The following is a 25,634-nucleotide window of genomic DNA, read 5'->3' as shown; positions in this document are numbered from 1 at the left end:
GACTTCTCGGCCGATCATGAAGTGGATAATTTCGTCCCGATGCGGATTGCTTTCTTGATGCCGGGTATGCACTTCATTTCCACCATGGCCGTTTGGTTATGTTCGTCGTATGAGGCGTCGACCGGCTTGCCGTCGACATGAACGACCGGCCGCCGCGGCGAGCCGATTGTCAGCCGGACGGTTCCGGCTCCTTCCGCCTGCGCCGAAATGCCATCCGCTCCGTACGAAAAGTCGATCAGCCGGAAGCCGTAGCCATGGATGATATGCAGCGGATGCGGATTGACTCCGGTCCGGTTGACGCGAATCGCGACCGCTTCGCCTTCCGCCTCCGCAATCAAATCGTCGGGCACCTTGTTCGTGCCGATGACCGTTCGTCCGGCGATTTCAATCGAAGCGACAAAACGGCCGGAGCCTTTCATTTCAATCGTCAGCTTCTTGCCCCGGTAATGCAGGTTGCGCAGCGTCAACGGTTCTCCGGCGTAAGGATAGACATGCAAGCCGCCGACCTCCGCATCGACGCCGACGACGCCGTGAACGGCGGCCTGGTACCAGCCGCGCATGCTGTACGCCTGCCAGGCGCCGCGCAGCGAATTCCAGCGGTCAAGCTCGGGCTCGGCCGACTCCGTATACAGCGGAATACCCTCGGGGCATGTCAGATGCCGCGACCAGTAGCCCACCCAGCCGATCCACTGCGCGATCCGGTCGCTGCGATTCATGGCGTTGATGAGCCGCATGTAATATTCGCCGGTCACCGGCCACCAGCAGTGCAGCTGGTTCGCGTCGGCGTCGAATGCGCCGCTCCAGAGCGGAATTTCGCGCAGCCCCGACGGCGTGACCGCGTGCTCCTCCAAGAAAGAGAGACAGCGTTCGTGCACATCGGCAAGCAGCTCGCGGCAGTAGTTGTTGTCCCACTTGACCGCGTTGGCGTTGAACGAATCCCGGCGCTGCAGCGTGACCGCATCGACAGAGCTGACGGGAAACCCTCGCGCTTCGTCAAAAAACAGCGGAATAAAATGCTCCTCGAACCGCCTGAAGATCGCTTCCGCCCCGGCCGCCGTTTCCACGTCCTCGAGAAGGGCCGCGAGCTGCTCCATCGCCCGCGCCGCCGCATAGAACATCGTATTGTTCATGCCGCTGAGATCGCGCCCGGTCTCGCGCATGAATCCGGGAAAATCGGGAAACAGCGAGGTGCCCTCGCACAATCCGGTGCCGCCGGCCTCCAGCGCCGCAATGCGACCGAACACGGTGCGGGCGAACGGATACCGCCGCCTCACCTGCTCCAGATCGCCGGTCATGGCGTAATATTGCAGCAGCAGCGAAATATACATGCCCTGCGCCGGCAGGGCGCTGGCGCTGATTGGCCGCATATCGTGCCGATAGGCATGGGCGATGCCGAGCCGAGGGTCGGCGGTTTCTTCGTAGAACCGCAGCATGTCGGCGACGAAGCCGGCGTCGCCCCAGTACATCGTCGCGTGGTTGCTCGTCAGCCCGTCCCAGCCCCATACCCAGTATTCCATGTTTTTCGCCTTGATGGCGCCCGGCCTGTCGGTCACCTTGCACGATTCATGGTACATCGGCAGCAGCGCGAAGTAGTCGTTCAGCGCCGGATACGGACTGTCGAGCACGGGCATGGCGTCCGCCACGCGGCGGTAACGATCGAATTGCCGCTCTATCGCCGGCGCCGGCTCCCACGGCCGAACCGCTTCCTCGCGCGATTGCGCGAAGGTAACGACGAAGGCGTATTCGCCGTTCGGACGAAGCGGTTCGGCGCTCGCCAGCGTATACTTCGTATTGACCGTCGTCCGCGAAAACGCCAGCGGAAAGTCCGCGCGAATGCCGACATGCTGTCGGGAGACGAAGGAACCGGCCGCGTCGTCCACCTCGTGCGCGCCGGACGTCTCGCGATGCGCCTCCGCGGATGCGGCCGGCGTTTCGCGAAAGCCGCCGGACAACGCGTTGGCAAGCTCGTCGAACGTCCAGGCCTCCCATGTCCTCACCGCGCCGCGGCTGCCGAAGCGGGGATCGTGCGCGTCATTGGGCACCAATGCGAAATGCTCGTAAAACTCCAATTTCCACTTTACGTTAACCGGAATGATGTCCGGCGTGACGAGTTGAATAACGATTCGTTCTTCCACGGCCATGATTCGCAGCCGGAACGCAACGTCAAACAGCTCCCATTCCGCTTCGATTCCGAACGGCCAGATGCGGGTGTTCCGGTACGTCGGCCGGTAGTTGCGCAAATCCCGTTGCATGTAGACGCGGAAGCCGTCCCACAGCCGCTGCAGAAACAGCGTCTGATTGCCCGACCTTTGGGCCGGGCTGCAATAGCCGACCCGGGTCACGCCGGCTTCGTCGAGCTGGAACGACAGCCGGCTGTCGGAAAACCAGCGCGGCGCTTCGGGAATGCCGCTTGCGCTGCAAATGACGCCTTGTTCCACGGTATAAGCGATCGATCGGGTCGAGGTTGTCATTGGCAGCGCACCTCCATCACTCGAGCATGGTCGAGGCCGTTCGTTTCCGTCACGCTCAGCCGCAGGCGGGTGACGCCGGACAGCTGCGTCTCGAACGTCAGTTGGCGCGTGTAATTGTCGCGTACGTCGGCAATTTCGATTTCGCCGGCGGCCGTATGGGCCAGCAGCCGGAACTTTTTCAGCGTTTCCGGCTGCGCGCCCCATACCATCAGCGGCTGCGCGCTTGCCGACTGCGACATCGTCAGCACGCGGTGCAGCCCGGTATCGAGCACCAGCGTAATGCGCCGCAGCTCGATCGGACGGTCCCAAGCCAGCTCCAGCCACGGCGCCGGGTCGGCCGGATCGGACATCCAGCGGTGCGACCCGGGCGCGGCCAAGTCCGGACGAACGCCTTTCGGTCCGCTTACGGTGCGGGTATGGCCGTCCGCTACGTTGCTTGCCGGTCCCGCCGGCTGCTCGGAGGAGGCGGTGACGGTCGCTTCGGCGGCAAGGTTGCGGTCCGCCAGCCATTGTCCCGGCAGATAGGCGCCTTGCCGCAGCAGTTGCTGCTGTGCTTCGCGCACGATCGCCGGTTCGCGCCAGGCTTCCTGCGCCGTCTTGCCGCTCAGCAGCGCGACGGCGGCGAACGTGCCGAGCCCTTCGCCCATTGACGCGCAGGTCGCCATAACGCGAGTGCTGGAGAAGGCGACGTGCGTCGCCGACATGTTGCGGCCGGCAAACAGCAGATTGGCCACGTTGCGGCTGACGAGCGACCGCAGCGGAATGCCGTACATGTACGGCGTGTTCGGCTGGCTGCACGGCTCTTCTTCCCTGGCGTCGATGCCTTGCGGCGGATGCGTGTCCATCGGCCAGCCGCCGTAGGCGATAACGTCGGAGAAGTCGACCGCCTGCTCCAGGTCGTTCTGCGTCAGCACATGCTGCCCGATGAAGCGGCGCGACTCGCGTTTGCCCGGCAGGAAGCCGAACCAGTCGAATGCCCAGTTTGCCGATTCGGGGTGATTCCCGCTGTTTTTGATGTGGTCCCAAACGCCGAGCATAATCGCCAGCAGCTCGTCGCGGATCGTTTCGTTGTCCTTGATCGTGTCCAGCATGCCGCCAAACTCGACCCACCAGTAGCCGTACTCCCAAGTATCGTGTCCGCGCAGCTTCAAATCTTCTTCGCTGAACTTGCGGATCCACGGCGGCGCGACAAACGGGATCGGCCGGCCCATGTCGCGCGTCGTAAACATGATCGACGAACCGAGCCGGTACGCGTCGCGATTCGCCTGCGCCGCCGACTCGCCGTATTCCCCGGCCGCTTCCCGGCCGGTCGTGAACGCCGCGCCGGCTTCGAAGCCGAGCCGGCCGTCGCCGGTGCAGTCGGCGAACAGCTCCGCCTCGAGCTCGAACCAATCCTCCGTGCTTTCGCGGCTGGCATATGCGCTAACGATGCGGTCCCCGTCCATACGCACCCCGACGACCGTCGTATTGAGCAACAGCGTGAGGTTCGGCTCGGCGCGGCATTTTTCGTACAGGATCAGGTCGAGCATGTTGGCGCAGCGCTGCTGGTTGCGCACCGCATTCTCCAGCGTGATTTCCTCGAGAATGCCGCTTTCCCGCGCCTCCGTCTCGAGCTCCTTCCCCCGGTGCGAGGAGCCGACGATATGCATGCGGATTTCCGACGAGGCGTTGCCGCCGAGTACGGAGCGATCCTGGCACAGGATCACGGTCGCTCCGTTCCGCGCCGCCGCCAGCGCGGCGACGACCCCGGAGGGGCCGCCTCCCGCAATCGCCAGCTGCGCGCGCAGCTTCTTGCGCTCGCGCGCGATTTCGACTGCCATGGTTGTTCCTCCCGTAAGTATGTCTTCACCAGCAGTTGAATGGGGCCGCATTCGCCGCCGGCAGCTCGCCGCTACCGAATCGCGCCGGCCCGATACGCCGCGAAGCTGCGGAACAGCGGCTCCGCTTCCGCCCGCTGCACTCGCACGCGCAGCACATCCGTATCGACCGCCTCGAAGCGGTCGATCTTCTTGTGCCCGATCGCGCTGCCGCGAACGAGCTCGCGCCACGAGCCGTCCTCCCGCCGCGCCTCCAGCACGTAGTCGCGCACGCGCTCGCCGCCTTCGATCCTCTCGGCGAGAATGACATGATCGACGGCTTGACGCTCCGGCAGCCGCAGCCGGATCTCGGAGCCGGCGCCATCTATCTGTGCGAGGGGCGAGACGAACCGGCGGCGCATTTCGTCGAACAGCCGATAAGCGGCGTTCGCGTCGACGTCCGGAATAAGGCCGCGGTTGTCCGGCGCCAGATTCATCAGCAAATTGCAGCCGTGGCCGACGGAACGGTAATACATGTCGATCAGCCGCTCGTCGCTCCACAGCTTGCGATGGCCGTCCGGGTGCCAGAACCACGCTTTCTCGCGGATCGGCACGTCGCATTCGGCCGGCACCCATTTCGGCGTTTCCGGCAGCCAGGTCAGCATATCCTTGGTGAACATGCTCGCCTTCGCCTCCGTAGCCGCGTTCCAGCACGGATACGGCGCCACGCCGTCCTCGTTGCCGACCCAGCGGATCGTCGGCACGCCCATGTTGAACCGCATCGCGTCGGGCTGGTATCGCTCGACCAGCGCAATAATGCGGCGCCAGTCGTATTCGCGGCCTTCCGAGCCGGCGCCGTCGAACCATACTTCGACGAGCGGGCCGTAGCCGGTCAGCAGCTCGGTCAGCTGCGCCGCGTAAAAATCGTCGTACGCCGCCTTGTCCGGATAACACGGCTCGTGCCGGTCCCACGGCGACAAGTACAGCCCGAACGGCAAGCCGGCTTCCCGGCATGCGTCCGCCACCTCGCGCACGACGTCGCCCTTGCCGTCTTTCCACGGGCTGCTCGCCACCGAATAGTCGGTCGTGCGCGTCGGCCACAGACAGAAGCCGTCATGATGCTTGGCCGTCAGAATCAAGTAATTGAACCCGGCGCGCCTCGCCACCCGCACCCATTGCCGGGCGTCGAAGGCCGTCGGATTGAACAGCTCCGGCGAATCCGTTCCATCTCCCCACTCGTTGCCGGTGAACGTGTTCATTCCGAAGTGGCAAAACATGCCCAGCTCGAAATCCTGCCAGCGCCGCTGCTGCGAGCTGGGCGTCGGTAGCAAATCTGTCGTCATGGCGAAACGCTCCTTTTTTATCGTTGCGATTATCGTTGCAGGCATCGTGGCGCCTCTCGTTATGCGGAGGCGGCGTTCTCCAGCAGCTGCGCCAGCATGTACTCGCCGGCCGGATCGTCGAACAGGCGAAGCGTGCAAACGACGAGCGAGCCGCCGCCGACGCGGGTCCGCAGCAAGTAGGCCCGCTCCTCGGTATCAATCTGCGGCATGACCCACTTCTTCTGCTCGTTGCGCGCGTTCGGGTCTTGCAGCACGACCGAGCTGCTCACATCCGTCTGCATGCGCGGCACGGAACGGACAACAACCTCGCAGGGCGACCCGGTCGCCTGCGACAAGGCGGCAACGCGAAGCGGCCTCGCATCCTGCACCATATGATAGAACTGCACGTCGCACATCGCCTCGTGCGGAAAATCGCCGAGCAGATCGTTCTCATGGACAACCGTGGCGATATTGCCGCGGTCCCATCCGGCGCGGAAGCTGGTGAACTGGAGGTAATACTCGTACGGCATCGCGCTTTCCGCGCCCGGGTGCCATTCGCCGGGGAATTGGCCGGCATCGAGCAGCAGCACGGGCACGCCGTCTTGCAGCAGCGCTCCCGCCAGCGCGTCGAGCCGGTCGGCCACGAACAGCCGCGGACGCAGACGACGGATCGATTCCTCCGCGTTCATCCCTTTCCACGAGTAACAGCCTCGCAGCATCGAATCGTAATCCGCCAGCCGCATTGCTTGCGGCGCGCGGGCGCGGAAATGCCGGGCGGTCTCTTCGTCGGCAAAGTCGTACACGATCAGGTCGCAGGCCGTCCGCCCCCCGCCCGGGAAACCCCAATAACTCCATTCATTGAACGCCAGCGCCCGCCCGTTCTGCTCCACCCGCAGCGAAAGCGTCAGCTTCGACGCCGTATCGCGAACCGGCAACGCATCGCGAATGGTGCACGCCTCCCCGTTCAAGCCGTCCGCCCAGTCGATGCCGGGAATCGTGCCGGCAAGCCAGACCTGCCGCTCGTCGGCCAACCGCCATTCGATGACAGCCCCCCGCAGAGCCGCGCCGGAGAAGTTGGACAAATAAACGCCGATGTTTAGCCGGCCGCCCCATTGCACCGTACGCCGGTCATAATCGCCGTCAACGAGCACCGCCAGCGGCGCGTTGCAACGCTCCCGATAAAGCGCGGGATCGTGATCCGGCCGTTGCCCCATGTCGTCGACGAAGCCGGCATTGCGCGCCCCGTTGCGGAAAAACGTCCACATGACGTAACCGTCGACGTTCGGCTGCCGGCGCGCCATTTCGATCGAGGTACGGTTGCAGATGAAGTTCAGCCGCCTGGAGTTGACGAGAATCGTTTCCTCCAGCCCGCCGATGCCGGAGCGGTCGAGCGCCGCCCGCCCTTGCTCGCCGAACGGAACGGCATATCCGTTCGCCGGGTACAGCGGCTGCTCCCGCTTGTCGGGCCAAACGCCGAATTTGCCGTACTCGTGCACGATGCACGGCTTGACCGCCGCCAGCGGCTGCATGACTCCCCACGGGATACGGCTCAGCCCGTCGTACGCCCAGCGGAATTCGTGGCTCCACAGATGCGGGCTTTCGATGTCGTTGGCCAGCTCCGGCAGCTCGCCCTGCATGCCGAAGGCGATCATCGCCGGATGGTGCGGCGCATGCTCCTTGATCACGGCGTACCCTTCCGCGGCATGCTGCCTTTCGATCTCCTGGTACGCCATCAACTGACTGCCCTCGTTGCCGAGGCAATAAATGCCGAGCGACGGATGATTGCGGGTCGCCTTGACATGCTCCGCAAGCAGCGCCAACCCCGCATCGAACGGGAACGTTTTGGCAAAGTTGGACACCAGGCTGATCTCCGACGCGAGCACGAGCCCCAGCTCGTCGGCGACGTCCAGCTCCTCCGGCGTCGGCGTATACGTATGGCAGCGGAAGAAATTGAACCCGTGCGCGATCACCGAGCGGAACCTCGAACGAATAACGGAACGGTCGACCAGCGGACATATCGCAGGCGAAAAAAACTCCTGTCCCGTCCCCCGCGCCAGAAACGGCTTGCCGTTCCAGCTCAGGCCGGCCCCCTCGACCGCAAACGCGCGCATGCCGAAACGCTCGCGCCACTCGTCGACGGTCGCTCCGTGCTGCCGCAGCAGCACGGACGCCACATACAGGTCCGGCTGCCCGCCGCTCCATCGCTTGATGCCGGGAACGTCGACGGTGAAAACAAACGGCGTGCTGTCGCCCGCGCCAACCTTCCATCGCTCCGGAACCCGGCCCTCATACCGTGCGCATTCGCTGCCGCCCTCCGTCCAGGGGAAAATCGAAGCCGCCAGCTCCGCTTGCTCATCCAGCTCCGAGTCGTTATGGATTCGCCCGCTGACCTGCAGGCGCTCGCCGGCCAGGTCGGGAATAAGGAACAGCTCCTCCAGCCGCAGCGTTCCGCCGATTTCCAGCTCAACGGACCGGTACAGACCCGACCAGAACATTTCGCCGAAACGCAAGCCGCCCAGCATGCCCTTATCCTCCTCGACGATCGCCACCGTGACGCGGTTGTCTCCGCCGCGATTCAACAGCTCGCCGATGCTCCATTTGACGCTGACGGGCGCAAGTCCGTGGTACCCGACATAATGCCCGTTTACCCACAGATGGGCCGCGGGCGCAATACCGCCCAGCTTGATCCAGACTTGATCGCCGTTTCGCAACGCAGGAGGTGCGAACGTACGTTCTAACCAGGCCGTGCCCTGATAGGCGTTCCTCATGCCGACAACGGAGGGATACGTTTCTCCCAGTTCCGCAAGCGACTGGATGCACCCGGGCACGGAACAGCGCAAATCGGTTTCCAGCGGCTTCCGCGCCCAATTCTCGGCCAATCCCGCGTTGTTTGGATCGAGCTTCAGCCTCCACTCGCCGTCCAGCTTCGTCACGCGTCTTGCGGTGCCTTGTACGACCGCATTTACCGCTATGCCGCATTGTTGTCTGATCATCCTTGTTGCTCCTCCCCGTTTCCTTGCATGCCAAATCCGGGGAAACCATCGTCCTGGTTTCCCCGGCCGGCCTGCGCGCGGAAACGCCATCGCTTCTTCGGCACGGCCTACCGCCGTCGCCAATGTCCGGAAGCCGCCCCATCCGCGCGCTGCTTATCCGCAGCTAATCCAGCGCCGCCACTTTGCCGCTGTCCAGCAGCGGCTGGGGCACCGACAGCGGAATATCCACGCCGTCGAACTGGTTGCGGTACAGCACGACGCCGCCGACGCCGCCGCTGATCGTAATCCCCCTCTCTCCATCGCGGAAGGTATTGCCGCTGATGACGACATCCCGCATGCTCGTGGCCGGCGTGCCTCCGGCAATGAGGACCGTGCTGTTCTCGCTCAGCAGGTTGCGCCGCACCATCGTCCCGACCTGCAGCGTATCGTTGCCCTGCGCCGTAATCCGCAGCGCCGAGTAGCCCGACCATCTGTCGCCGATGCCGTAGAAGTGGCTATAGTTCCCGTCGGCCAACGTATTGCTGTCGACGTCGATGTACCAGTCCGGTTGATAGCCGTTGTACAGCAGTCTTCCCCAGGCGTTGAAGCCGTAGGCTTGCGTCAGCTCGTTGCCGTAAACGACCATATTGACCGCAGCGCCGTAAAATTGAAACGGGCCCGTATTGTCCAGCCGGTTGTTCACATAGAAGCTGTCGCGCTGAATCGCCGTGATCGAGATGACCGACGTGGCGTCGGGCGCAACCTCGAACGGACTGTCGAGCTGGACGACATCCTTGGTGTGGCTGACAATCGCTCGCAGTTGTCCGGCCCCTTTGCCCGACAGGATGAACACCCCGCCGCCGCCGTTCCAGGTGTTCGGCACCCAGCTCGCATTTTGGCCGCCTTCCGGAAGCGTCAGCGTCGTTCCGTCGATTGCGCCGACAGGCCCGTAATAAGCGCCGCTGCCGCCGTCGTTGGTCATCGCTTCGCGGTCCCAGCCGACCGTGTTTTTGAACGTGTTCCGCGCGAAATAGACGTTCTGCACCATGTGATTGATCGGCTTATCCACACCGCCGCCCGTTGCCGTCATATGGGCGGTGGTAATCGTATTGTCCTCGAACAGCAGGCCGTTCGGTCCGCTCAGGGAATACCACCCGGTATAGCCGTTGTAGAGCATGTTGCCTTTCACCAGTGCCCCTTCCGCATGAACCAGGTTCAGCGGACGATTCGGTCCGTACAGGTCGCTGTCGACAATTTGTACGTTTTTGCCGCCGATTTTGAGCAGATCGATCGTGCCGCGCGCCCGGATTTCGTCGGCGATCATCTTCTCCTGCTCTACCGACGGATGCCCGGCGAACGGATTGGCGCGTATCCGGATATTGCGGATGAATACGTTGCCCGCTTCCGGCGTGTCGACGTCGGAGACGATGAAGTTTCCGGTGCGCGTCGCATTCAGGCTGATGTTCTCGATCGCAAAATGGTGCGAGCCTCTGATCATGGAGGCCGGCAACTCGTTCACATCCCACTGGAACGGGGAGAAAAACAGCTGCGTCAGCTCCCGCGATTCCCCGCGGATGGTTGTATAAGCCGGAATCGTCAGCGTATTGCTCAAATGATAGCGGCCGCGCGGGAAATAAACGATGCCGCCGCCCGCCTGCCCGGCCGCGTAGATGGCGTCGCGCACCGACGCCGTATCGTTGAACGTGCCGTCGCCCCTGGCGCCGTAATCCTTGACATTGAACACCGTTTGCGGCCATGCCTCCTGCGGCTCGACGCGCAGCGCGACCGGATTGCTCCAGGCATACGCGCCGCCCTGCCCGTTGTGCAGGTACAGGCGATACTCGCCCGCAGCGAGCGATGCCGGCACTTTGATCTGGACCGCATAAGCGTCATAAACGGTGTCGGCCTGAACGCGTGTCAGCTCCCCGCCATCAACGGCCTCGAGCACGACCTGCGGCGTATGCCCGGATACGGCCAACTGGCGCCCGACCAGCCTTATCCAGCCATCGGGACTGGCTGTGTCCCCCTGGTCGCCTTGCGCCCAGACGAGCTCGGGCGCATTCGCGTACAGAACGGCCGTCTCCTTGCCGGGAACGATCGGCCGAATGGCGTATACGCCCGGCGCTTCCGTCTCCGGCACAATAAACTTCAGCCCTTGCTGCGTCTTCTGCACCGTCGTTGCCGGCAGAGCCTCCGATTCTTCCCAGGGAGCCGCCGTCGCCCGCGGATTGGCGTCCGACACGAACGGGGCGTCCGGCTGGGGACGACGGACATAGGCGGGCTCCAACCCGTCCACGTTGTCGTCATCGAGCCGGTATAGCTCGATGTCCGCAATCGTGCCCAGGTTCTCGCCGATCAGCATGCCGATGTCGCCAGGCTGCAGCGCGCCGGACAGCCAGAAGTAGCTCGGCAGCGGCAAATCGTCCAGCGTCAGAGTCAGCAGATGCGCCTCCTCGGTATTGCCGGCCTTGTCGATCGACCGGTAGCGCAGCTCGAACGAGCCTTCCTGATTGAAAACGACCGGCGCGCCGTACGTTTGCCAGGTCGCGCCCCCGTCCAGGCTGTATTCCGTGGAAGCGACGCCCCGGTAGTAGTCGTAGGCCGACAGCGTAACCGTCACCGCCGACGTATAGTAGGAGCCGTTGTATTCCCCTGCGACTGTCGCCTGTGTAATCGGTGGCGCGGTATCCGCGATGCTGTAGGTGCGGTTGAACGCGAACCAGTCGATGTTGGCGATGCCGGCGCCGCCGATCAGGACGAGATAGACGTCATGCACGCCGCTTGCCCCCGCAACCGTTGTCGCCTGTTCGGCGGTAATGCCGTAGCCGCCGGTCGATTGTGTGATCAGCGTGCCGATCAGTGTGCCGGTCGCGCTATCAAGCCGCATTTCGATATGACCGCCCGCAGCAGCCGCAGGCAGCCCGAGCTTGAACACAACATCCTGCGCCCCCGTATCGAAATCGATGTTGTTGTAACGAATCCAGTTGCCGCCGAACAACCCGCCGAGCACATTGCCGATGACCGTCGCACGCGAGGCGTCGTTGTATTGTTCGGCCTGAATCGCATCGAACGCGCTTCGGCTGCCATACATCTCCACCTCGAACGACAGCATGTGAGCCGACTCCGTATTTCCCGCCTTATCGGTCGAACGGTACTGAACGTCATATGCGCCATCCCCGTCGAACACGAGCGGCGCGCTGTAGATTTGCCAGGTCGCGCCGCCGTCCAGACTGTATTCGGTGACATCGACGCCACGATAGTAGTCGTAGGCCGACAGCGTGACCGTCACGGCGGAAATGTAGCGTCCGCCCGAATAGCTGCCGGCCGTCGCCGCCTGCGTAATCGGAGGCGCGGTATCCGCGATGCTGTACGTGCGATTGAATCTGAACCAGTCGATATTGGCGATGCCGGCGCCGCCGACCAGCACCAGATACACGTCATGCACGCCGGTCGCCCCCGAGACCGCCGTTGCTTGTTCGGCGGTAATGCCGTAGCTGCCGGTCGATTGCGTGATCAGCGTGCCGATCAGCGTGCCGGCCGTGCTGTCCAGCCGAATTTCGATCTTGCCGCCCGCCGCCGCCGCCGGCAGCCCGAGCTTGAAGACGACATCCTGGGCTCCCGTATCGAAATCGACGTTATTGTAGCGGATCCAGTTGCCGCCGAATAAATTGCCGATGACATTGCCGATAATGCGCACGCTGGACGCGGCGTCGTACACTTCCGCCTGAACCGTCTGATAAGCGTCCCGATTGCCGTCGGCATAAACGCGTTGCTTGCCGAAGCCCTGCAGGTTCAGGCTCGATACGAGCAGCAGACAAACGAGCAGCTTCAGCAAGCCCTGCGGCATGCGATGGAATGCAGTCATGACCGGTATCCTCCTCTGTCTCCCGATTTTATTGCGCAGGAGCGGGCTTGTCGAAATTGCCGCCGACCTCGTTGTCGTAATCCCCGCCCAGCGGATCGTTAAGCTTGGTAACGATAACATTGTCGAGCAGCACATTGCTTTCCTCGGTGCGAATGCCGATGCCGCCTTTCAGATTGGGCAGCAGATCGTCGGTATATTGCAGCTTCAACTGTCCGTTCAGATACACGTTGATTGTATTGTCCAACACCCGCACCTTGAGCGTCCGCCAGATACCGTCGTTGACGTTGTCGATCGCCGCTTCCTTCAGCCGGGACAGTTCGCCCTGCGACACCTTCTCCAGCACGAGCTTCGAGCTGCCGGAGAAGCCCGCCGCATAATAGAAGTTGCCGTATAGCTTCGTATCCCTTCCCCGCACGATCAGCTCGGCGATATTTTGCCCCGTGTTGTCGGGATCGAACTTCGCCTCCATGCTCGCCTCGTAGTCGGTCCACGTCTTGCTGCCCGTCAGGACGATGCCGTTCATCGCATAGCGCGACCAGGCGCGGTTGCCGTCGTTCTCCTGCATGACGCACGCGTAATTGACGCCTCGCCATACCGGATTGGCGGCGGTTTCCGGCACATTGGTGCCGGAGCCGTCCTCGAACCGGTCGCGCAGCAGCAGGTCGCCCGGCACGGGCTCGGTATCGGTATAGCCGCCTTCCATCGGCGTATAGTTGTTGACGCCGACGACGTCGACATGGCTGAATACCGCCGCAATCGGATTGGACGTTACCGAAAACCCGCCGATCCCGGCCATCGCGTCGGCATCCATCCCGACCGTCACGTACCGGTGCAGCTTCCATTGTCCGCTCTGCTTGTAATAAGCCGTAAACGTCGAGCCTTGCCGAACGAGCTTCAGCTCCATCGGGAACGCGAGGGTTGGACCGCTGATGTTGCCGGAAGCGCCGCCGTCCGCCGTCCGGTACGTGAACCGCGTCGCGCCGTTCGGCAGCACGCGCCACATGACGTTTTTCGAGCCGGCCGTGTCGCTGTCGCGGAACATGAGGCCGGCCGACGCATTCACGTTTTCGTAATTCGATACCGACTCGATTGTCGCCGTAATGGTAACGATGCTGCACTCGTCATAAGGCGACTCCTCGACCCGGGAGACGAACGTAAACTCGTCCTCCGTCCCCCACACATTGTAACCGTTCGTTTGCAGCGTGTACGTGCTGCCGCTGGCCGAAATGCTTCCCGTCGCATTGCCGTATTCGGTCAGCGTCCATGAGTCCGGCGAGAACGCCGCATGCGCCTGCGGAAGGCCTCCCGGGGCGATCAAGCCCGACAAGCCGGCCGGCAGCAGAAACGAAAGGATCAGACATAATCGCGCACAGGCCCTCCGAATCGATTGCAACTCCAACATCATCCACGTCCTTTCATTGAATTTGTATTGTGCAAGGAAAGAAGGGGACTTGCCGGGCAAGCCCCTCTTTCCGGGCAACCCCGGTTATTTCAGCAAATTGGGCATATATACGGCGTTCGACTTGCGGAATTCGGCCTCCACCTTGTCCTTCACATCGTCGGTGTAGCCGTTCTTCTCCGCCGCCGTAAGAAATTCCGTGAACAGCTTCTCGAACTCGTCGTCGTTTTTGGCGACGAGCACCTTGGTCAGCGCATCCTCGAACGCTTTGCGCGCCTTCCACGCTTTGTCCGCCTCCGGCACCGTCAAAAAGCTGTAAAATTTCGGCGGCAGCGTGTCGGTGGACGGCGATCGTTCCACACGCATCATATCGAAGAAAGTAACCGCTTCCGAAGCATTGATCGTCTTGTTGTACCAGTTCGGCGGGTAGTATCTCCCTTTCCCCGTATAGCTGATATAATCGCTTTTGCTGCGGTCGTCGTTGGACTGGTCGGACAGCTTCAAGCCATACTGCTGCGCCTTCGTGCCGGGCTTGCCGTACACCATTTGCTCCTCAAGCTCTTTGTCCTTGTAAACGCGCTTGCCGTCCTTTTCCTCGAACAGGCCGGCACTTTTCGGCCCCCAGAACCACAGCTTCTCGCCGGCGTCGGAGACGAGGAAGTCGAGCCAGCGCAGCACCTGCGGCAAGTCCTCTTCCTTGACGGAATCCTTGAAAATGCCGATCCGCGTTCCCGAATCGGGAAGGGCGGAAGGGAAAACGAACTGATCGTTCTTGAACGGGATGTCAAGAAACACTTTGCGATACTGATACGGTTTGCCCGCCTTCTTCAGCGCGTTGTTGTCCGGCACGAGATAACCGTAGGATACGGCATAAAGTCCGTTGTTCAGCTTCTGCTGGAACGTCGTGTACGGATCGACAAGCGCCTCCTTCGAGGCGATGCCGTCGCGCAACAGTACGTTCATCTGCTTGGTCAGTTCTTTGAAGAATGGCTGCTTGAAGCCCCATTCGACCTTTTTCGTTTTCTTGTCCCAATAAGTGAAATACGAGTTTTCGCCGCCGGGGCTGTTGCTGCCGTTAAGAACGCCGTACAGGGCGGTCATCAAGCTCCAGTTGTCCTGACCGGAATAGGTGAAGAACGGCGATACTTCCTGGTTGCCTTCCTTGATGCCGAGCTTCTTGATGTCGTACAGGAGCTTGAAGAAATCCGCCTCCGATTTGATCGGCACGTCAAGAATGTCCTGTTTTGTGAATTTTCCGTTCTTGACGTACAGCGCTTCGATTTCCTGCATCGTCTTCGCTTGCGGGTACAACTGCTTCAGAATGTCGTCGCGGACATAAATATAGCCCATCTGGTTGGAAACCGGGAACAGCTGCGAATCGAGACTCGGGTCGAGAATCGGCAGCGCATTCTCGTAGATCGACGCCGGAATGGCGTACACCTTGCCGTCCAGGCTGATATATGGTTTATCCCACACCGTGCTCAGCGACTTCGGAATTTTTTTCATCAGATTCGGCGCGTATTTGGGCAGCAGGTCGGTCAGATCGTACAGCTTGTTGTTGTCGACGAGCGACTTCAACTCGTTGCCGTTGACAATGAGATCCGGCCAGCTGTTCGTGGCGGCGAGCATGCCCATCTTGACCGCGCCCGTCGAGTTGCCGCCGTTGTCGAACGAGTTGTCGAGATCGATATGAACGCCGGTCACGCGGGCGATCTCTTTGGTGACGATGTCGTCCTTGTACTTGCGCGCGCCGGCGAATACGCCGCCAGTGCCCTGGTCGAACCATACCTTCAAATTGATCTGCTTGCCTTTCCAATCGGGCAAATCCGAGCTGTCCTGAATGTTCGTCGGAATCGTGGCCGATTGGGCCGCCGATGCCGATGCCGATGCGGCCGGCGATCCCGCGGACGATGCCGCAGGGTCCTCCGTCTTGCCGCTGTTGCAGCCGCCGAGCGCCGTTACTCCGAGCGCTGCGACGAGCAGGATCGAGCTCGCTCGCTTCCATGCTGCCATTGGTTGATATCCCCTCTCGTGTGTGGTTTATCTAAAATTCCAAACCGGTTTGGAATCTTAGGCCTACTCCTTGACCGAGCCGATCAATACTCCCTTGATAAAGTGCTTCTGCAGGAACGGGTAAACCAGAATGATCGGAATCGTCGTGACGATTACCTGCGCCGCCCGAATCGCCTCCGGCGTGACGCGCACGATCGGCGCGGAAGTCGATTCTCCCCGCATCGCGGCTTCCTGGATGAGGCTGGCAATCATATCGCTCTCCTTGATCATCAGCATGAGCTTGAACTGAATCGTTTGCAGGTCCGGCTTGGTGATGAAATTGAGCGTCGTCGTCCAGTCGTTCCAATGCGTCACCGCCGTCCACAGTGCGATAGTAGCGAGAATCGGCCTTGACAGCGGCAGGATGACCCGCCACATGACCGTCAGTTCGTGGGCACCGTCGATCTTTGCCGATTCTTCGAGGCTCTCGGGAATCGTATACAAATAAGTGCGAATGATGATGACGTTAAAAAAGGCGAAAGCGCCGGGAAGCACGTAGACGAAAAAGTTGTTCAGCAGGCCGAGCTTCGAATAGAGCAGGTAAATCGGAATCAAACCGCCGTTAAAAAACATCGGCACGATAAAATAGAACAACAGGGCGCTGCGTCCGACCATTCGTTTCTTGGTGAGCGCGTACGCTGCGGAAAATTGCACGACCAGATTGAGCAGGGTGCCGCTTACGACTTTGGCAACCGATACGAACAGCGCCCGCACGATCGAGTCGTCCCCGAGCAGAGCGGCGAAGTTGCCGAGCGTAGGCTCGCGCGGGAATAACGTGATGCCTCCCAGCATGCTGTCCTGACCGTCGTTCAAAGCGACGGCGAGCGTATTCAGATAAGGGTAAAGCGCCGCCAGCGACAGGAGGGCAATGAACGCGACATTGCAAACGGAAAACAGCCGATAGCCGAAGCCGCTACGGTTCATGGTGATCATTCGTTCCTTTCCTTGTTGTTACCAGATGCCGGTACTGGTAAGCTTCCTCGAAATCAGGTTGGCGCCTGCCGTCAACGCGAGTGCAATAAGCCCCTGAATGAAGCCGAGCGCCGTCGACAACGCGTACGCTCCCTGCTGAATGCCTTGCTTGTAAATCACAGTGGAGATAACTTCCATATTGACGTACGGATTTTGCAACCCGTAGATGAGCTCGAAATTGCTTTGGAACAGTCCGCCGAGCTGGAAAATGAGCATGATCATCACCGTCGGCAGGATGCATGGCAGCGTCACGTGCAGGATTTGCCTGAATTTGCCCGCACCGTCCATATAAGCGGCCTCGTACAGCTGCGGATCGACGGAGGCGATGGCCGCCAGGAAAATAATCGTGCTCCACCCCGTCTCCTTCCACAAGGACAGCATAAGCACGTTCGGAACGAAGAAACCGGGCTGCGACAGGAACATGACCCGCTCCGTATCCGCGCCGAACAGCCACAGACGCAGATCGTTCAGCGGTCCGTATATCGAATAGAATGCATACGCGATGCCGATAACGGAAATCCACGACAGAAAGTGGGGCAAATAAAGCAAGGTTTGCGCAATCCGCTTGAACAACTGCCGCCTCAGCTCGTTCAGCAGCAAGGCGAGCACAATCGGCGCCGGAAAACAGACGAGCAGCGTAAGCGTGCTGATCAGCACGGTCTTGCCGATCGCCTCCGTCATCATCGGCAGCTCGAACACTTCCCGAATATGCTTCAGACCGATCCAGGAGCTGCCCCAGAAGCCCTTGAACACATCGTAATCCTTGAATGCGACGAGGATGCCGGGCAGCGGCATGTAAGCGAATACGAAAACGAACAAAATGGCCGGGGCAAGCAGCAGATACAAATATTTGTCCCGTCTCATTTGCCGCCATCTCCATGAGCCGACAGACGCGGATGAACGGATCGGCGATTTCTCTTTTGATGTAAGCACTTTCATCTCGTGACGTTCCCTCTTTTCCATTTTTTCGGTTTTATCCGCTGTCTCCTCTCTTATTTTCGATGAATACGGATACGCGCACAAGACGCGATTTTTGCAATTAGGGAACGGGATATTGCACTTTCGGTTCAGCGGTGCCCAGCGGTACGGTCAACGTCACCTTGGTGCCCGCTCCCGGCTCGCTTGCGATGTGCAGACCAAACGCGTCACCGTAATACAGCTTGATTCGCCGTCGGATGTTTGCGAGCGCATACCCGCTGCCGGACGGTTTGAGCGCTGGCGGCCAGTCGGCATCCGCCGTTGCGAGCCGCTCGGCCAAATGCCTTTCCATGCCCGGGCCGTTGTCGGACACCTCGATGACGGCGCGCTCTCCCTCCTCACGCGCCGCAATCGAGATCCGCCCGCCGGCGGCAAGCCGGTTGATCCCGTGAATCAGGCTGTTCTCCACGACCGGCTGCAGCGTATTGCGCAATATCATCGCGCCGGCCAACGCTTCGTCGATGTCTACCTCGTATGTGAAGTCCGATTCGTAGGAAAACTTGTGCATGGCCATGTATTTCTTGACCATCTCGATTTCTTGCGCCAGCGGAGCGACCGGTTCCCCCCGGTTCAGAAAGAGCCGATAGAAGTCGACCATGTCGTCGATCAGCTGCCCCAGCCGTTCGTCCTCGTACACCCATTTGATCGCCGACAGCGTGTTGTACAGCACGTGCGGATTGATGTTGACCTGAAGCAGCTCCGCTTCCATCTGCCGCTTGCCCACCTCGTAAGCCGCCGTTTGCCGGTAATGGTCCCGGATCTGCACCACCAGCCCGTGGAACGCCCGGTCGAGCTGCCCCAGCTCGTCGCCCGCCGCCCCCTCGGCCGGCGCGGCTTCCGGACCGGCAAATTCGCGCCCGCCGGCGAATGCGAAAGGATCCGCCGACGGAAGCGGGCCGGCGTCTAGCGACGCAATTTCGCCCCGAACCGTGCCCATCAGCTCGGACAGCCGCCTCGTCAGCCCGAACGTGACGAATTTGATCGAGAAGAAGATCGTCAGCAGCAGGCCAACCAACATCACCGCCGGCCAGGCGAGGGATTCCGCCAGTTTCAGGTAGACGGGCGTCCGGTCGACGAACAGCAGCAGATCGTCCTGAGCGGCATTGATCCGCATCGGTACAATATAGTAGCCGCGACTTCCGCCGACCGTCACATAGCGCTCGGCCGCCCGCTCCGCTTCCGCATCGTCGATGCCGTTCGTCCCGATCAGAAAACGGACGCCGTCCTTCTGCCGGTACATGACGAAGCTGCCGTTCGTCACCGTCCTGCGGATCGCCTCCAGCGACGAGTCGAGCGGGAACGTCACCTCCGTAATAGCTAATGTTTCTTTCAAGTCCATAATTTGGCTGTAGATGCGTACTTCCGTCCGCCCGTCATCCAGCTTCACGAAGGTACGGACCGGATACGCATCCTTGTTGCTCATCACCCGTTCGCGAACGGATGGATCGAGATCCCCGATTTTGCGTATGTTTTCGGTGCGGTACAAGGACGGATTGACGCCATATACCGCGACGCCGCTTTGCAGCTCGTCGGATTTGAGCGCCTCCAGCACGCCCTGCACGTTGGTCAGGTTGTTCATGTAGGCGAGCAGATCGTCGGAATAGTCCTGACTAAGCAGTTGAATGACCTGCAGATTGTTCGAGAGGTAGATCAGCTTCTTGATGCCGGCGTAGAACATTCTGTCGAGCTGCTCCACCTGCGCGTCGTGGCGGCCGATATTGCGCTCCATGATCGCCTGCAGCTTGGCGCGCGCGTAGGCCGACATATAGACGGCCGAAAGCAGCAGCAGGGGGACGAGCGCCACCATCGCGATGGTGACCAGCAGTTTCTGCCGGTATTGCAGTCCATTGACAAACGATCGGAACCGTCTGCCGATTCTCCGTATGAACGACATGCCAGTGCTCCTCCTGCTATTCGTATTGGCTTTTGTATTCTGAAGGCGACAGTCCCGTATGCTTTTTGAAAATGAGGCAAAAATGCGACTTGTTCGCGTACCCGACCCGCTGCGCCACCTGGTAAATGCGGCTGTCCCGGTCGCGCAGCAGCCGCTTCGCCTGATCCATCCGGAATTCGGTCAAGGAATCGAATATTTTTTGGCCGGTCTTGGACTTGAAAATGTTGTTGGCGTGGCTCAGGCTGAGAAACACCTCCTCGGCGATCTCCTGGATCGTCACCTGCTCCGCATAACGTCTGGCAATAATCGCTCTGATCTGCTGCACCACTTTGTCGTAGTACGTGGTCTGCTCGCCTAACAGCTCATCCCGCGTAAGCGCTATCAACTGACTGAACGATTCGCGAAAGTCGCTGACCGTGGCGGATTCATCTATTCTGCTCCAAATTTTTAACGATTGGGCTATGAATCCGTTAAGCGGCTTGCCCGCCTCGATGTATAACTGCTGCAGCGCGTTGGACAACAGCAGCATGAACGCCTTGACCTCGCGGTCGTTCAGTCTGTCTTCCGCCATCCCGAGGCGGCCGAGCAGCTGCAGCGGATCCGGATCGGCTTCGGCGAATACGGCTTCGCGCACCTCCTGGCGCAGCAGCTCCGCATCGGTCAGCCTTTCGTCGCCTCGGGTTTCGTCGTTGTCGATCTCCTCGGCGAACAAAATGCGCGGCTGCCGGTCGCTGTACACCTTGGCCTCGCCCGCACGCACCGCCTGCGCGTACAGCTTCGACAATTCGGCGAACCCCCCGGCCCGGCTGACGCCGATCGACAGCTGCATCGGCCCCCTCTTGTCGGTGTCTTCCTCCGCCTGAAGAATCCAGTCGAGCGCCTGCAACTCCTCCGGCTCGCCGTTTCTTGCGCCTGCAGCTCTTCCCGGGAGGCCGACAATAAAAGCCAGCTGCCGTTCCGTGACAGGCACCATGCGGATAAACAGCCCCCGCTGCCGCTCCTGTCCGGCCATCTGCCGCTCCAGGTGGTGCATCAGCCGCAGGTAGCCGGGGATGTCCCGCTGTCCGGCGCCGGCGTCCGTCAAACGCAGCAGCAGGACGCGGTAGCGGCCGTCGGCCGGCATATCCAGCTCCAGCAGCGCCATCCGCCCGCGAATCGCCGCGGTATCGGCCGCTTCCGCGTCTGCCGTGCCGAACAGCAGCTCGCGCAGGAACTGCTCCTGGTGCAGCGGCTGCGAATGCCGCAGCATGGCGAGAAACGCTTCGCGCTCGTGGCTTTGCTCCCGCTCCGTCGTCAGCTTGCCCGCCACCTTCGCCACCGCGGCTTGCAGCTCGTGCTTCCGGATCGGCTTCAGCACGTAGTCGCCGGCTTCCAGCATGAGCGCCGAACGCGCATACGCAAAGTCGTCGTGGCTGCTCATGAAAACAAGCTTGATCTGCGGGTAGCGCTCCCTGAGCACGGAGCCGAATTCGATGCCGTCCATAACCGGCATCTGCACGTCCGTCAGCACGATGTCGGGCTGCAGACGGTCGATCTCGTCCAGCGCTTCCATTGCACTGGCGCACGAACTGGCCACCTGCACCCCGAGCGATTCCCATTCGCATATGCGGGCAACCCCGCGCCGGTCGAGCGGATTGTCGTCAACGATCATCAGTTTGTACATCGCTTTCATCCTTTCCGTAGTTGCATGCGACGCGCAACGGCCTCGCATTATAGCCTTTATCGTACCCGTACAGCAGCGATAAGTAAATCCCTGGCGGTTGCTTCCATGTCTGTTGGCATGCGACCGGCCGGCGGGCGCAAAGCGAAGAAGCCGCAGCGGGAAAAGTCCGCTGCAGCTTCTTCGCACCAGGGCCTCGAGTCGGCGATTGCCGCCGCGCGCCGCCTATGCTACCATGGCATCAACGAAGGATGGAGTGACGCCTGCCATGCGCTTTGAATTGAAGGATGAGCTCGTCATCGACGGCCTGCATTCGTTTCACTATTTCGAGCTGGCCAAAGATTTTGTCTTCGCCGGGGAACAGCACGACTTCTGGGAATTCGTCTACGTTGACAAGGGCGAACTGGAGGTGTCCGCCGACTTCCGCGGCTTCCGACTGCGCCAGGGGGACATCATTTTCCATAAGCCGAACGAATTCCACAGCATCTGGGCCAATCGCGTCATCGCGCCGAACGCGGTTGTCGTCACCTTCTCCTGCCGGTCGGAAGCGATGAAAGCGTTCGAAGGCAAGCTGTTCCGCCTGGGAGACGCCGAACGCAACCTGCTGTCGCTGCTGGTCAAGGAAGCGCTGCAAACGTTCGAGCCGCCGCTCGACGACCCTTACCACAACGCGCTGACGCGCAAGCCGGAGGCGCCGTTCGCCGCCGAGCAGCTCATCAAGCTGTACCTGCAGCTGTTTCTGCTGCGCCTGCTGCGCGACAACGAGCGGCAGGAGCGGAACGTGCGGGACAAGCGACTCTCCTCCATCGCCGCGGAACGCACCGAAACGGAGCTGGTCGGCCGCATCGTCCGTTTCCTCGAGTCGAACGCGGAGCAGCCGCTGACGCTGCAGGACGTGGCCGAAACGTTCCACCTCAGCAAAAATCATCTCAACAAACTGTTCACGCTCCGCATGGGCGCCGGCATGATGCACCACTTCCGGCTGCTGCGCATCGAGCGGGCGAAACGGCTCATCCGCGAAAGCGGCGGCACCGTCGCCGAAATCGCCGAACGGCTGCAGTACAGCAGCCCGGGCAATTTTGCCCGCCATTTCAAGCAAGCGACCGGCATGTCGCCGTCGGACTATGCCCGCTCCATCCTGTCCCGGGCGAAACTCGACTGACACCCGGCCGACGCCGCCGCCTTACGCGCCAAAATGGCAAAAGCCCCCCTGCAGATGGTCGTGAATACGCAGCAGCTGGTTGTATTTCGAGCATCGCGAGGAGCGGGCGAGCGAACCGATTTTGATCTGGTCGCCCGCCAGGCCGACGGCCAGATCGGCGAGTACGCTGTCCTCCGTTTCCCCCGAACGCGCCGACACGACCGTAGCGAAGCCGGCCGCCTTGGCCAGCCGCACCGCTTCGACCGTTTCCGTCAAGGTGCCGATCTGGTTCATTTTGACCAGCACCGCGTTCGCCGCTTGCCGTTCGATTCCTTCGCGAATGCGCGCCGGGTTCGTCGTGAACAAGTCGTCTCCCACCAGCTGCACCCGGTCGCCGAGCCGCGCGTGCAGCGCAGTCCAGCCTGACCAGTCGTCCTCGGCCAAGCCGTCCTCGATCGACACGATCGGATACGCTTCCACCCAGGCCGCGAGCAAATCGATCATGCCGCCGCTGTCCGTCTCGCGCCGATCGGACCTCAGTCGGTACAGCCCCGTCCCCTCCTCGTAAAAATGCGTGGACGCCACATCAAGCGCAATCCCCATGTCTGCGCCCGGCCGGATGGAGGAAGCGGCCATCGCTTCCGCGATAATTTCCAGCGCCTCCTCGTTGGCGGACAACGCCGGGCCGAAGCCGCCTTCGTCCGCGAGCAGCGTAGTATAGCCTTTGCGGCGCAGCTGCTCCTTCACGTGCCAATAAATCGCCGAAATCATTTCCAGCATGACCGGGTAATCGATCGTTGCGGCAGGCATGACCAGAAAATCCTGCAAATCGATGTTCCCGCCCGCATGCAGGCCGCCGCTGACGATGTTGACCATCGGCACCGGAACGCGCAGCCGCGCCTGTTCCTCCGCCGTTAAATACCGCTCGGCGACATACCGGTAAAACGGCACTCCCGCCGCCACTGCGGCCGCGCGGGCAACCGCCATGGACACGCCGAGCAGCGCGTTTGCGCCCAGGCCCGACTTGTTGGCCGTGCCGTCCAGCTCCAGCAGCAGCCGGTCCAGCCGCTCCTGCTCCTCCGCCGGGAAGCCGCGCAGCGCCTCCGCCAGCGTCCCGTTGACGGACGCGACCGCTTGCCGCACCCCCAGCCCGCGAAACCGCGTCCCTCCGTCCCGCAGCTCGACGGCTTCGTGCTTGCCGGTCGACGCGCCCGACGGCACCATCATGCGGGCGCTGTGCCCGCCGCTCAGCTGCACATCCACCTCGACGGTCGGATTGCCGCGGGAATCCAGCACTTCCCTTGCTCGAATCGTACGTATCGTTGACGTTGCCATATGGTATTCCCCTTCCTCTTATTCGGTTTCGTGTGCGTGCAGGAACCGCGCAAATGCTTGCAGCGGCGCTTCCTCCTCCGCCTCTTCCGCGAGCCACTCGGCAGCCCTGCGGCGAATGTCCGGCTTCAGCGCTTCCCCGATGTATTCGGCCGGCGACTTGCCGTCCATACGCGCCAGCAGCAGCGCCCCGACATGCGGCAGCAGCCGCGGCGTCTTGCGGCCGTAAGCGGCGAGAAACGCCGCGATCAGCTCCAGTACCGCCGCCGGGGCGCCAAGCTTTCGCCCTTTCAGCAGCAAGTGCGTCACGCAGAACGCGACATCAAAAACGGAATTTCCCCAATGAGCCACTTCGTAATCCAGCACAATCGGCGGACGTGCGGCGGAGACGAGCATGTTTTTCGGCGAAAAGTCGCCGTGCACGATCGTGCTCCCCGCCCGGTCGTCGCCGCTGCCGGCCAAATCCGCGACAAGCCGCTCCAACCGCGGCGCGAGCGCCGGGTAGGCAGGGTACAAGTGCCGGTAATACGGCTCGATGCGCAGCTCGCGGAAAAAGGAATCGTCAGCAAGCATTCGACGCTCCTCCTCCGACATGCGTGCTCCCGCCGCATGAAAACGCGCGAGAAAGCGGCCGACATCCGCCGCAGTGGCGGCAACGAAGCGGCCGTCCATCAGCTCCTGCTTCCACGTCACCATATCGTCCGGCGCGCACGCCATCACCAGAACGTAATCCTCATCGTTCCAATAAAATAGTTCCGGTATTTGCTCGCCCTCAAAATACCGCCCGGCCAGCCGCATCGCCACCCGCTCACGCACGATCCGCGCCGGGTCGGCTTCCCAGGTCGCCTGCACGGCCAATTGAGCGCGCGCCTGCTTCAGCACCCAAGAGATACCTTCGCCTTCGATGCGCCATACGTTGCCGGACACGCCGCCGGCAAGCCGCGTCACCGCCAGCGGCACGTCCGCCGCAACCCAGCCGCGGCGAACCGCATAGGCCGCCGTCTCCGCCCCGCTCTCCAACATCCTCGCTCCACCTCCGGTATTCTGCGCTTCCGCGCCGCCAGCCGCGACTAAAGCTTGAGCGCCGCCAGCATCGTTTGTTCGCCTTCCGCAATGTGCGCCTGCAGGCTGTCCGCCGCGCCGGCATAATCGCGCCGCAGCAGCCGCTCGGCAATGTCCCGGTGCATGTCCGTCTGCCGGGAAATGTCGCCATAGTGCCGGGCGATCAGCTCCATAATCGTCGTCAACGGGCCATAAATCGACTCCCACAGCAAAACCAGCGTCCGATTCCCGCTCATCGCAACCAACTGGGAGTGGAACCTCAGATCGAGCTCGACCGCCTCGTCTTGCCGGTGCGGATCGCCTTCGAGCGCCACCATCCCGCGCACCAGCTCAAGCAAACCGTCCAACCGGCCGGCCGCCGCCTCCCGCTTGGCGGCAAATTCGTCGATCGCCAGCCGTTCCAGCGACAGGCGAATCCGCATCCAGTCGCGGAAGCTGTCCCGCGTAAAACCGGTCACCTGCGTCCGGCCGTTCGCAAACGTTTCGACAAGGCCTTCCTTCTCAAGCAGCTTGATCGCGTCGCGAATCGGCCCGCGGCTCAAGTTCAGCTCGCGGGAAACCGTCACTTCGTTCACATGTTCGCCGGGCTGCAGCTCCTTCAGCAGAATGCGGCGGCGCAGCAAATGGGCTACCGCTTGGAAGAGCGGCGTCTTGATACTTTTTTGCCTCATGACATGTCACCTTCGCTTTAAAAACTGGCAACAAATTTGCCGTTAAT

At 61.7% G+C, this 25,634-nt stretch carries 16 protein-coding genes; 2 read left to right on the top strand and 14 right to left on the bottom strand.

What is annotated here, in order from left to right; translation table 11 throughout:
* Positions 1–14: 14 nt before the first annotated feature.
* From EXY20_RS14685 to EXY20_RS14635, 11 genes are all read right to left on the bottom strand, one after another.
* Positions 15–2,471, bottom strand: coding sequence for a glucosidase family protein (locus EXY20_RS14685; RefSeq protein ID WP_135552307.1), 2,457 nt, complete (start codon positions 2,469–2,471; stop codon positions 15–17).
* Positions 2,468–4,291: an FAD-dependent oxidoreductase gene (locus EXY20_RS14680; RefSeq protein ID WP_135552305.1), complete on the bottom strand. Its 1,824-nt coding sequence runs from the start codon at positions 4,289–4,291 to the stop codon at positions 2,468–2,470. The genes EXY20_RS14685 and EXY20_RS14680 overlap by 4 nt, the downstream gene beginning before the upstream one ends.
* Positions 4,292–4,362: 71 nt before the next feature.
* Positions 4,363–5,610 (bottom strand): alpha-L-fucosidase, encoded by a 1,248-nt coding sequence (locus tag EXY20_RS14675; RefSeq protein ID WP_135552303.1) that lies wholly within the window; start codon positions 5,608–5,610, stop codon positions 4,363–4,365.
* A gap of 59 nt (positions 5,611–5,669) precedes the next feature.
* Positions 5,670–8,582: a glycoside hydrolase family 2 protein gene (locus EXY20_RS14670; protein WP_167859231.1), complete on the bottom strand. Its 2,913-nt coding sequence runs from the start codon at positions 8,580–8,582 to the stop codon at positions 5,670–5,672.
* Between the two features lie 163 nt (positions 8,583–8,745).
* A complete protein-coding gene (locus EXY20_RS14665; RefSeq protein ID WP_167859230.1) occupies positions 8,746–12,426 on the bottom strand; it encodes a carbohydrate-binding protein in 3,681 nt (1,226 codons plus the stop codon).
* A 28-nt stretch (positions 12,427–12,454) separates the two neighbouring features.
* A complete protein-coding gene (locus EXY20_RS14660; protein WP_135552296.1) occupies positions 12,455–13,828 on the bottom strand; it encodes a family 16 glycoside hydrolase in 1,374 nt (457 codons plus the stop codon).
* Positions 13,829–13,912: 84 nt separating this feature from the next.
* The gene (locus tag EXY20_RS14655) at positions 13,913–15,838 is read right to left on the bottom strand and encodes a type 2 periplasmic-binding domain-containing protein (RefSeq protein WP_135552294.1); all 1,926 of its coding nucleotides are present in this window, start codon (positions 15,836–15,838) and stop codon (positions 13,913–13,915) included.
* Positions 15,839–15,901: 63 nt separating this feature from the next.
* Positions 15,902–16,810 carry a carbohydrate ABC transporter permease gene (locus EXY20_RS14650; protein WP_135552292.1) on the bottom strand — a complete coding sequence of 303 codons (909 nt, stop codon included), beginning with the start codon at positions 16,808–16,810 and terminating at the stop codon, positions 15,902–15,904.
* Between the two features lie 18 nt (positions 16,811–16,828).
* Entirely contained in the window at positions 16,829–17,713 is an 885-nt protein-coding gene (locus EXY20_RS14645) for an ABC transporter permease (RefSeq protein ID WP_167859229.1), read from the bottom strand.
* A 175-nt stretch (positions 17,714–17,888) separates the two neighbouring features.
* Positions 17,889–19,721 (bottom strand): sensor histidine kinase, encoded by a 1,833-nt coding sequence (locus tag EXY20_RS14640; RefSeq protein ID WP_135552288.1) that lies wholly within the window; start codon positions 19,719–19,721, stop codon positions 17,889–17,891.
* 16 nt (positions 19,722–19,737) lie between these two features.
* On the bottom strand, positions 19,738–21,384 hold the full coding sequence (locus tag EXY20_RS14635) for a response regulator transcription factor (protein ID WP_167859228.1): 1,647 nt from the start codon (positions 21,382–21,384) through the stop codon (positions 19,738–19,740).
* A 105-nt stretch (positions 21,385–21,489) separates the two neighbouring features.
* Between EXY20_RS14635 and EXY20_RS38920 the strand changes: the two genes are divergently transcribed.
* Together EXY20_RS38920 and EXY20_RS14630 are read left to right on the top strand one after the other, a co-directional pair.
* Complete coding sequence (locus EXY20_RS38920) at positions 21,490–21,660, top strand: hypothetical protein (protein WP_167859227.1); 171 nt, start codon at positions 21,490–21,492, stop codon at positions 21,658–21,660.
* Positions 21,650–22,543, top strand: a complete 894-nt coding sequence (locus EXY20_RS14630; RefSeq protein WP_167859226.1) for a helix-turn-helix transcriptional regulator — start codon at positions 21,650–21,652, stop codon at positions 22,541–22,543. Before EXY20_RS38920 ends, EXY20_RS14630 begins: the two co-directional genes overlap by 11 nt.
* A gap of 21 nt (positions 22,544–22,564) precedes the next feature.
* Here EXY20_RS14630 and eno read toward each other — a convergent pair whose 3' ends face one another.
* From eno to EXY20_RS14615, 3 genes are read right to left on the bottom strand one after another with little or no spacing between them, the layout of a single operon-like run.
* The gene (eno, locus tag EXY20_RS14625) at positions 22,565–23,857 is read right to left on the bottom strand and encodes a phosphopyruvate hydratase (protein WP_135552282.1); all 1,293 of its coding nucleotides are present in this window, start codon (positions 23,855–23,857) and stop codon (positions 22,565–22,567) included.
* An 18-nt stretch (positions 23,858–23,875) separates the two neighbouring features.
* Positions 23,876–24,877, bottom strand: a complete 1,002-nt coding sequence (locus EXY20_RS14620) for a phosphotransferase family protein (protein WP_135552280.1) — start codon at positions 24,875–24,877, stop codon at positions 23,876–23,878.
* 47 nt (positions 24,878–24,924) lie between these two features.
* Positions 24,925–25,587, bottom strand: a complete 663-nt coding sequence (locus EXY20_RS14615; protein ID WP_135552278.1) for a GntR family transcriptional regulator — start codon at positions 25,585–25,587, stop codon at positions 24,925–24,927.
* Positions 25,588–25,634: the final 47 nt, after the last annotated feature.

The sequence above is a fragment of the Paenibacillus cymbidii genome (genome assembly GCF_004764705.1).
GTDB classification, from domain to species: Bacteria; Bacillota; Bacilli; order Paenibacillales; family NBRC-103111; genus Paenibacillus_AN; species Paenibacillus_AN cymbidii.
Note: the sequence above shows the minus strand (reverse complement) of the source record. Positions and strands in the feature narration are given on the sequence as shown.

Coding starts and splice junctions, on each gene's coding strand:
- EXY20_RS14685 (WP_135552307.1), bottom strand. CDS start 2,471: ATGACAACCTCGACCCGATCGATCGCTTATACCGTGGAACAAGGCGTC.
- EXY20_RS14680 (WP_135552305.1), bottom strand. CDS start 4,291: ATGGCAGTCGAAATCGCGCGCGAGCGCAAGAAGCTGCGCGCGCAGCTG.
- EXY20_RS14675 (WP_135552303.1), bottom strand. CDS start 5,610: ATGACGACAGATTTGCTACCGACGCCCAGCTCGCAGCAGCGGCGCTGG.
- EXY20_RS14670 (WP_167859231.1), bottom strand. CDS start 8,582: ATGATCAGACAACAATGCGGCATAGCGGTAAATGCGGTCGTACAAGGC.
- EXY20_RS14665 (WP_167859230.1), bottom strand. CDS start 12,426: ATGACTGCATTCCATCGCATGCCGCAGGGCTTGCTGAAGCTGCTCGTT.
- EXY20_RS14660 (WP_135552296.1), bottom strand. CDS start 13,828: ATGTTGGAGTTGCAATCGATTCGGAGGGCCTGTGCGCGATTATGTCTG.
- EXY20_RS14655 (WP_135552294.1), bottom strand. CDS start 15,838: ATGGCAGCATGGAAGCGAGCGAGCTCGATCCTGCTCGTCGCAGCGCTC.
- EXY20_RS14650 (WP_135552292.1), bottom strand. CDS start 16,810: ATGATCACCATGAACCGTAGCGGCTTCGGCTATCGGCTGTTTTCCGTT.
- EXY20_RS14645 (WP_167859229.1), bottom strand. CDS start 17,713: ATGAGACGGGACAAATATTTGTATCTGCTGCTTGCCCCGGCCATTTTG.
- EXY20_RS14640 (WP_135552288.1), bottom strand. CDS start 19,721: ATGTCGTTCATACGGAGAATCGGCAGACGGTTCCGATCGTTTGTCAAT.
- EXY20_RS14635 (WP_167859228.1), bottom strand. CDS start 21,384: ATGTACAAACTGATGATCGTTGACGACAATCCGCTCGACCGGCGCGGG.
- EXY20_RS38920 (WP_167859227.1), top strand. CDS start 21,490: ATGTCTGTTGGCATGCGACCGGCCGGCGGGCGCAAAGCGAAGAAGCCG.
- EXY20_RS14630 (WP_167859226.1), top strand. CDS start 21,650: ATGCGCTTTGAATTGAAGGATGAGCTCGTCATCGACGGCCTGCATTCG.
- eno (WP_135552282.1), bottom strand. CDS start 23,857: ATGGCAACGTCAACGATACGTACGATTCGAGCAAGGGAAGTGCTGGAT.
- EXY20_RS14620 (WP_135552280.1), bottom strand. CDS start 24,877: ATGTTGGAGAGCGGGGCGGAGACGGCGGCCTATGCGGTTCGCCGCGGC.
- EXY20_RS14615 (WP_135552278.1), bottom strand. CDS start 25,587: ATGAGGCAAAAAAGTATCAAGACGCCGCTCTTCCAAGCGGTAGCCCAT.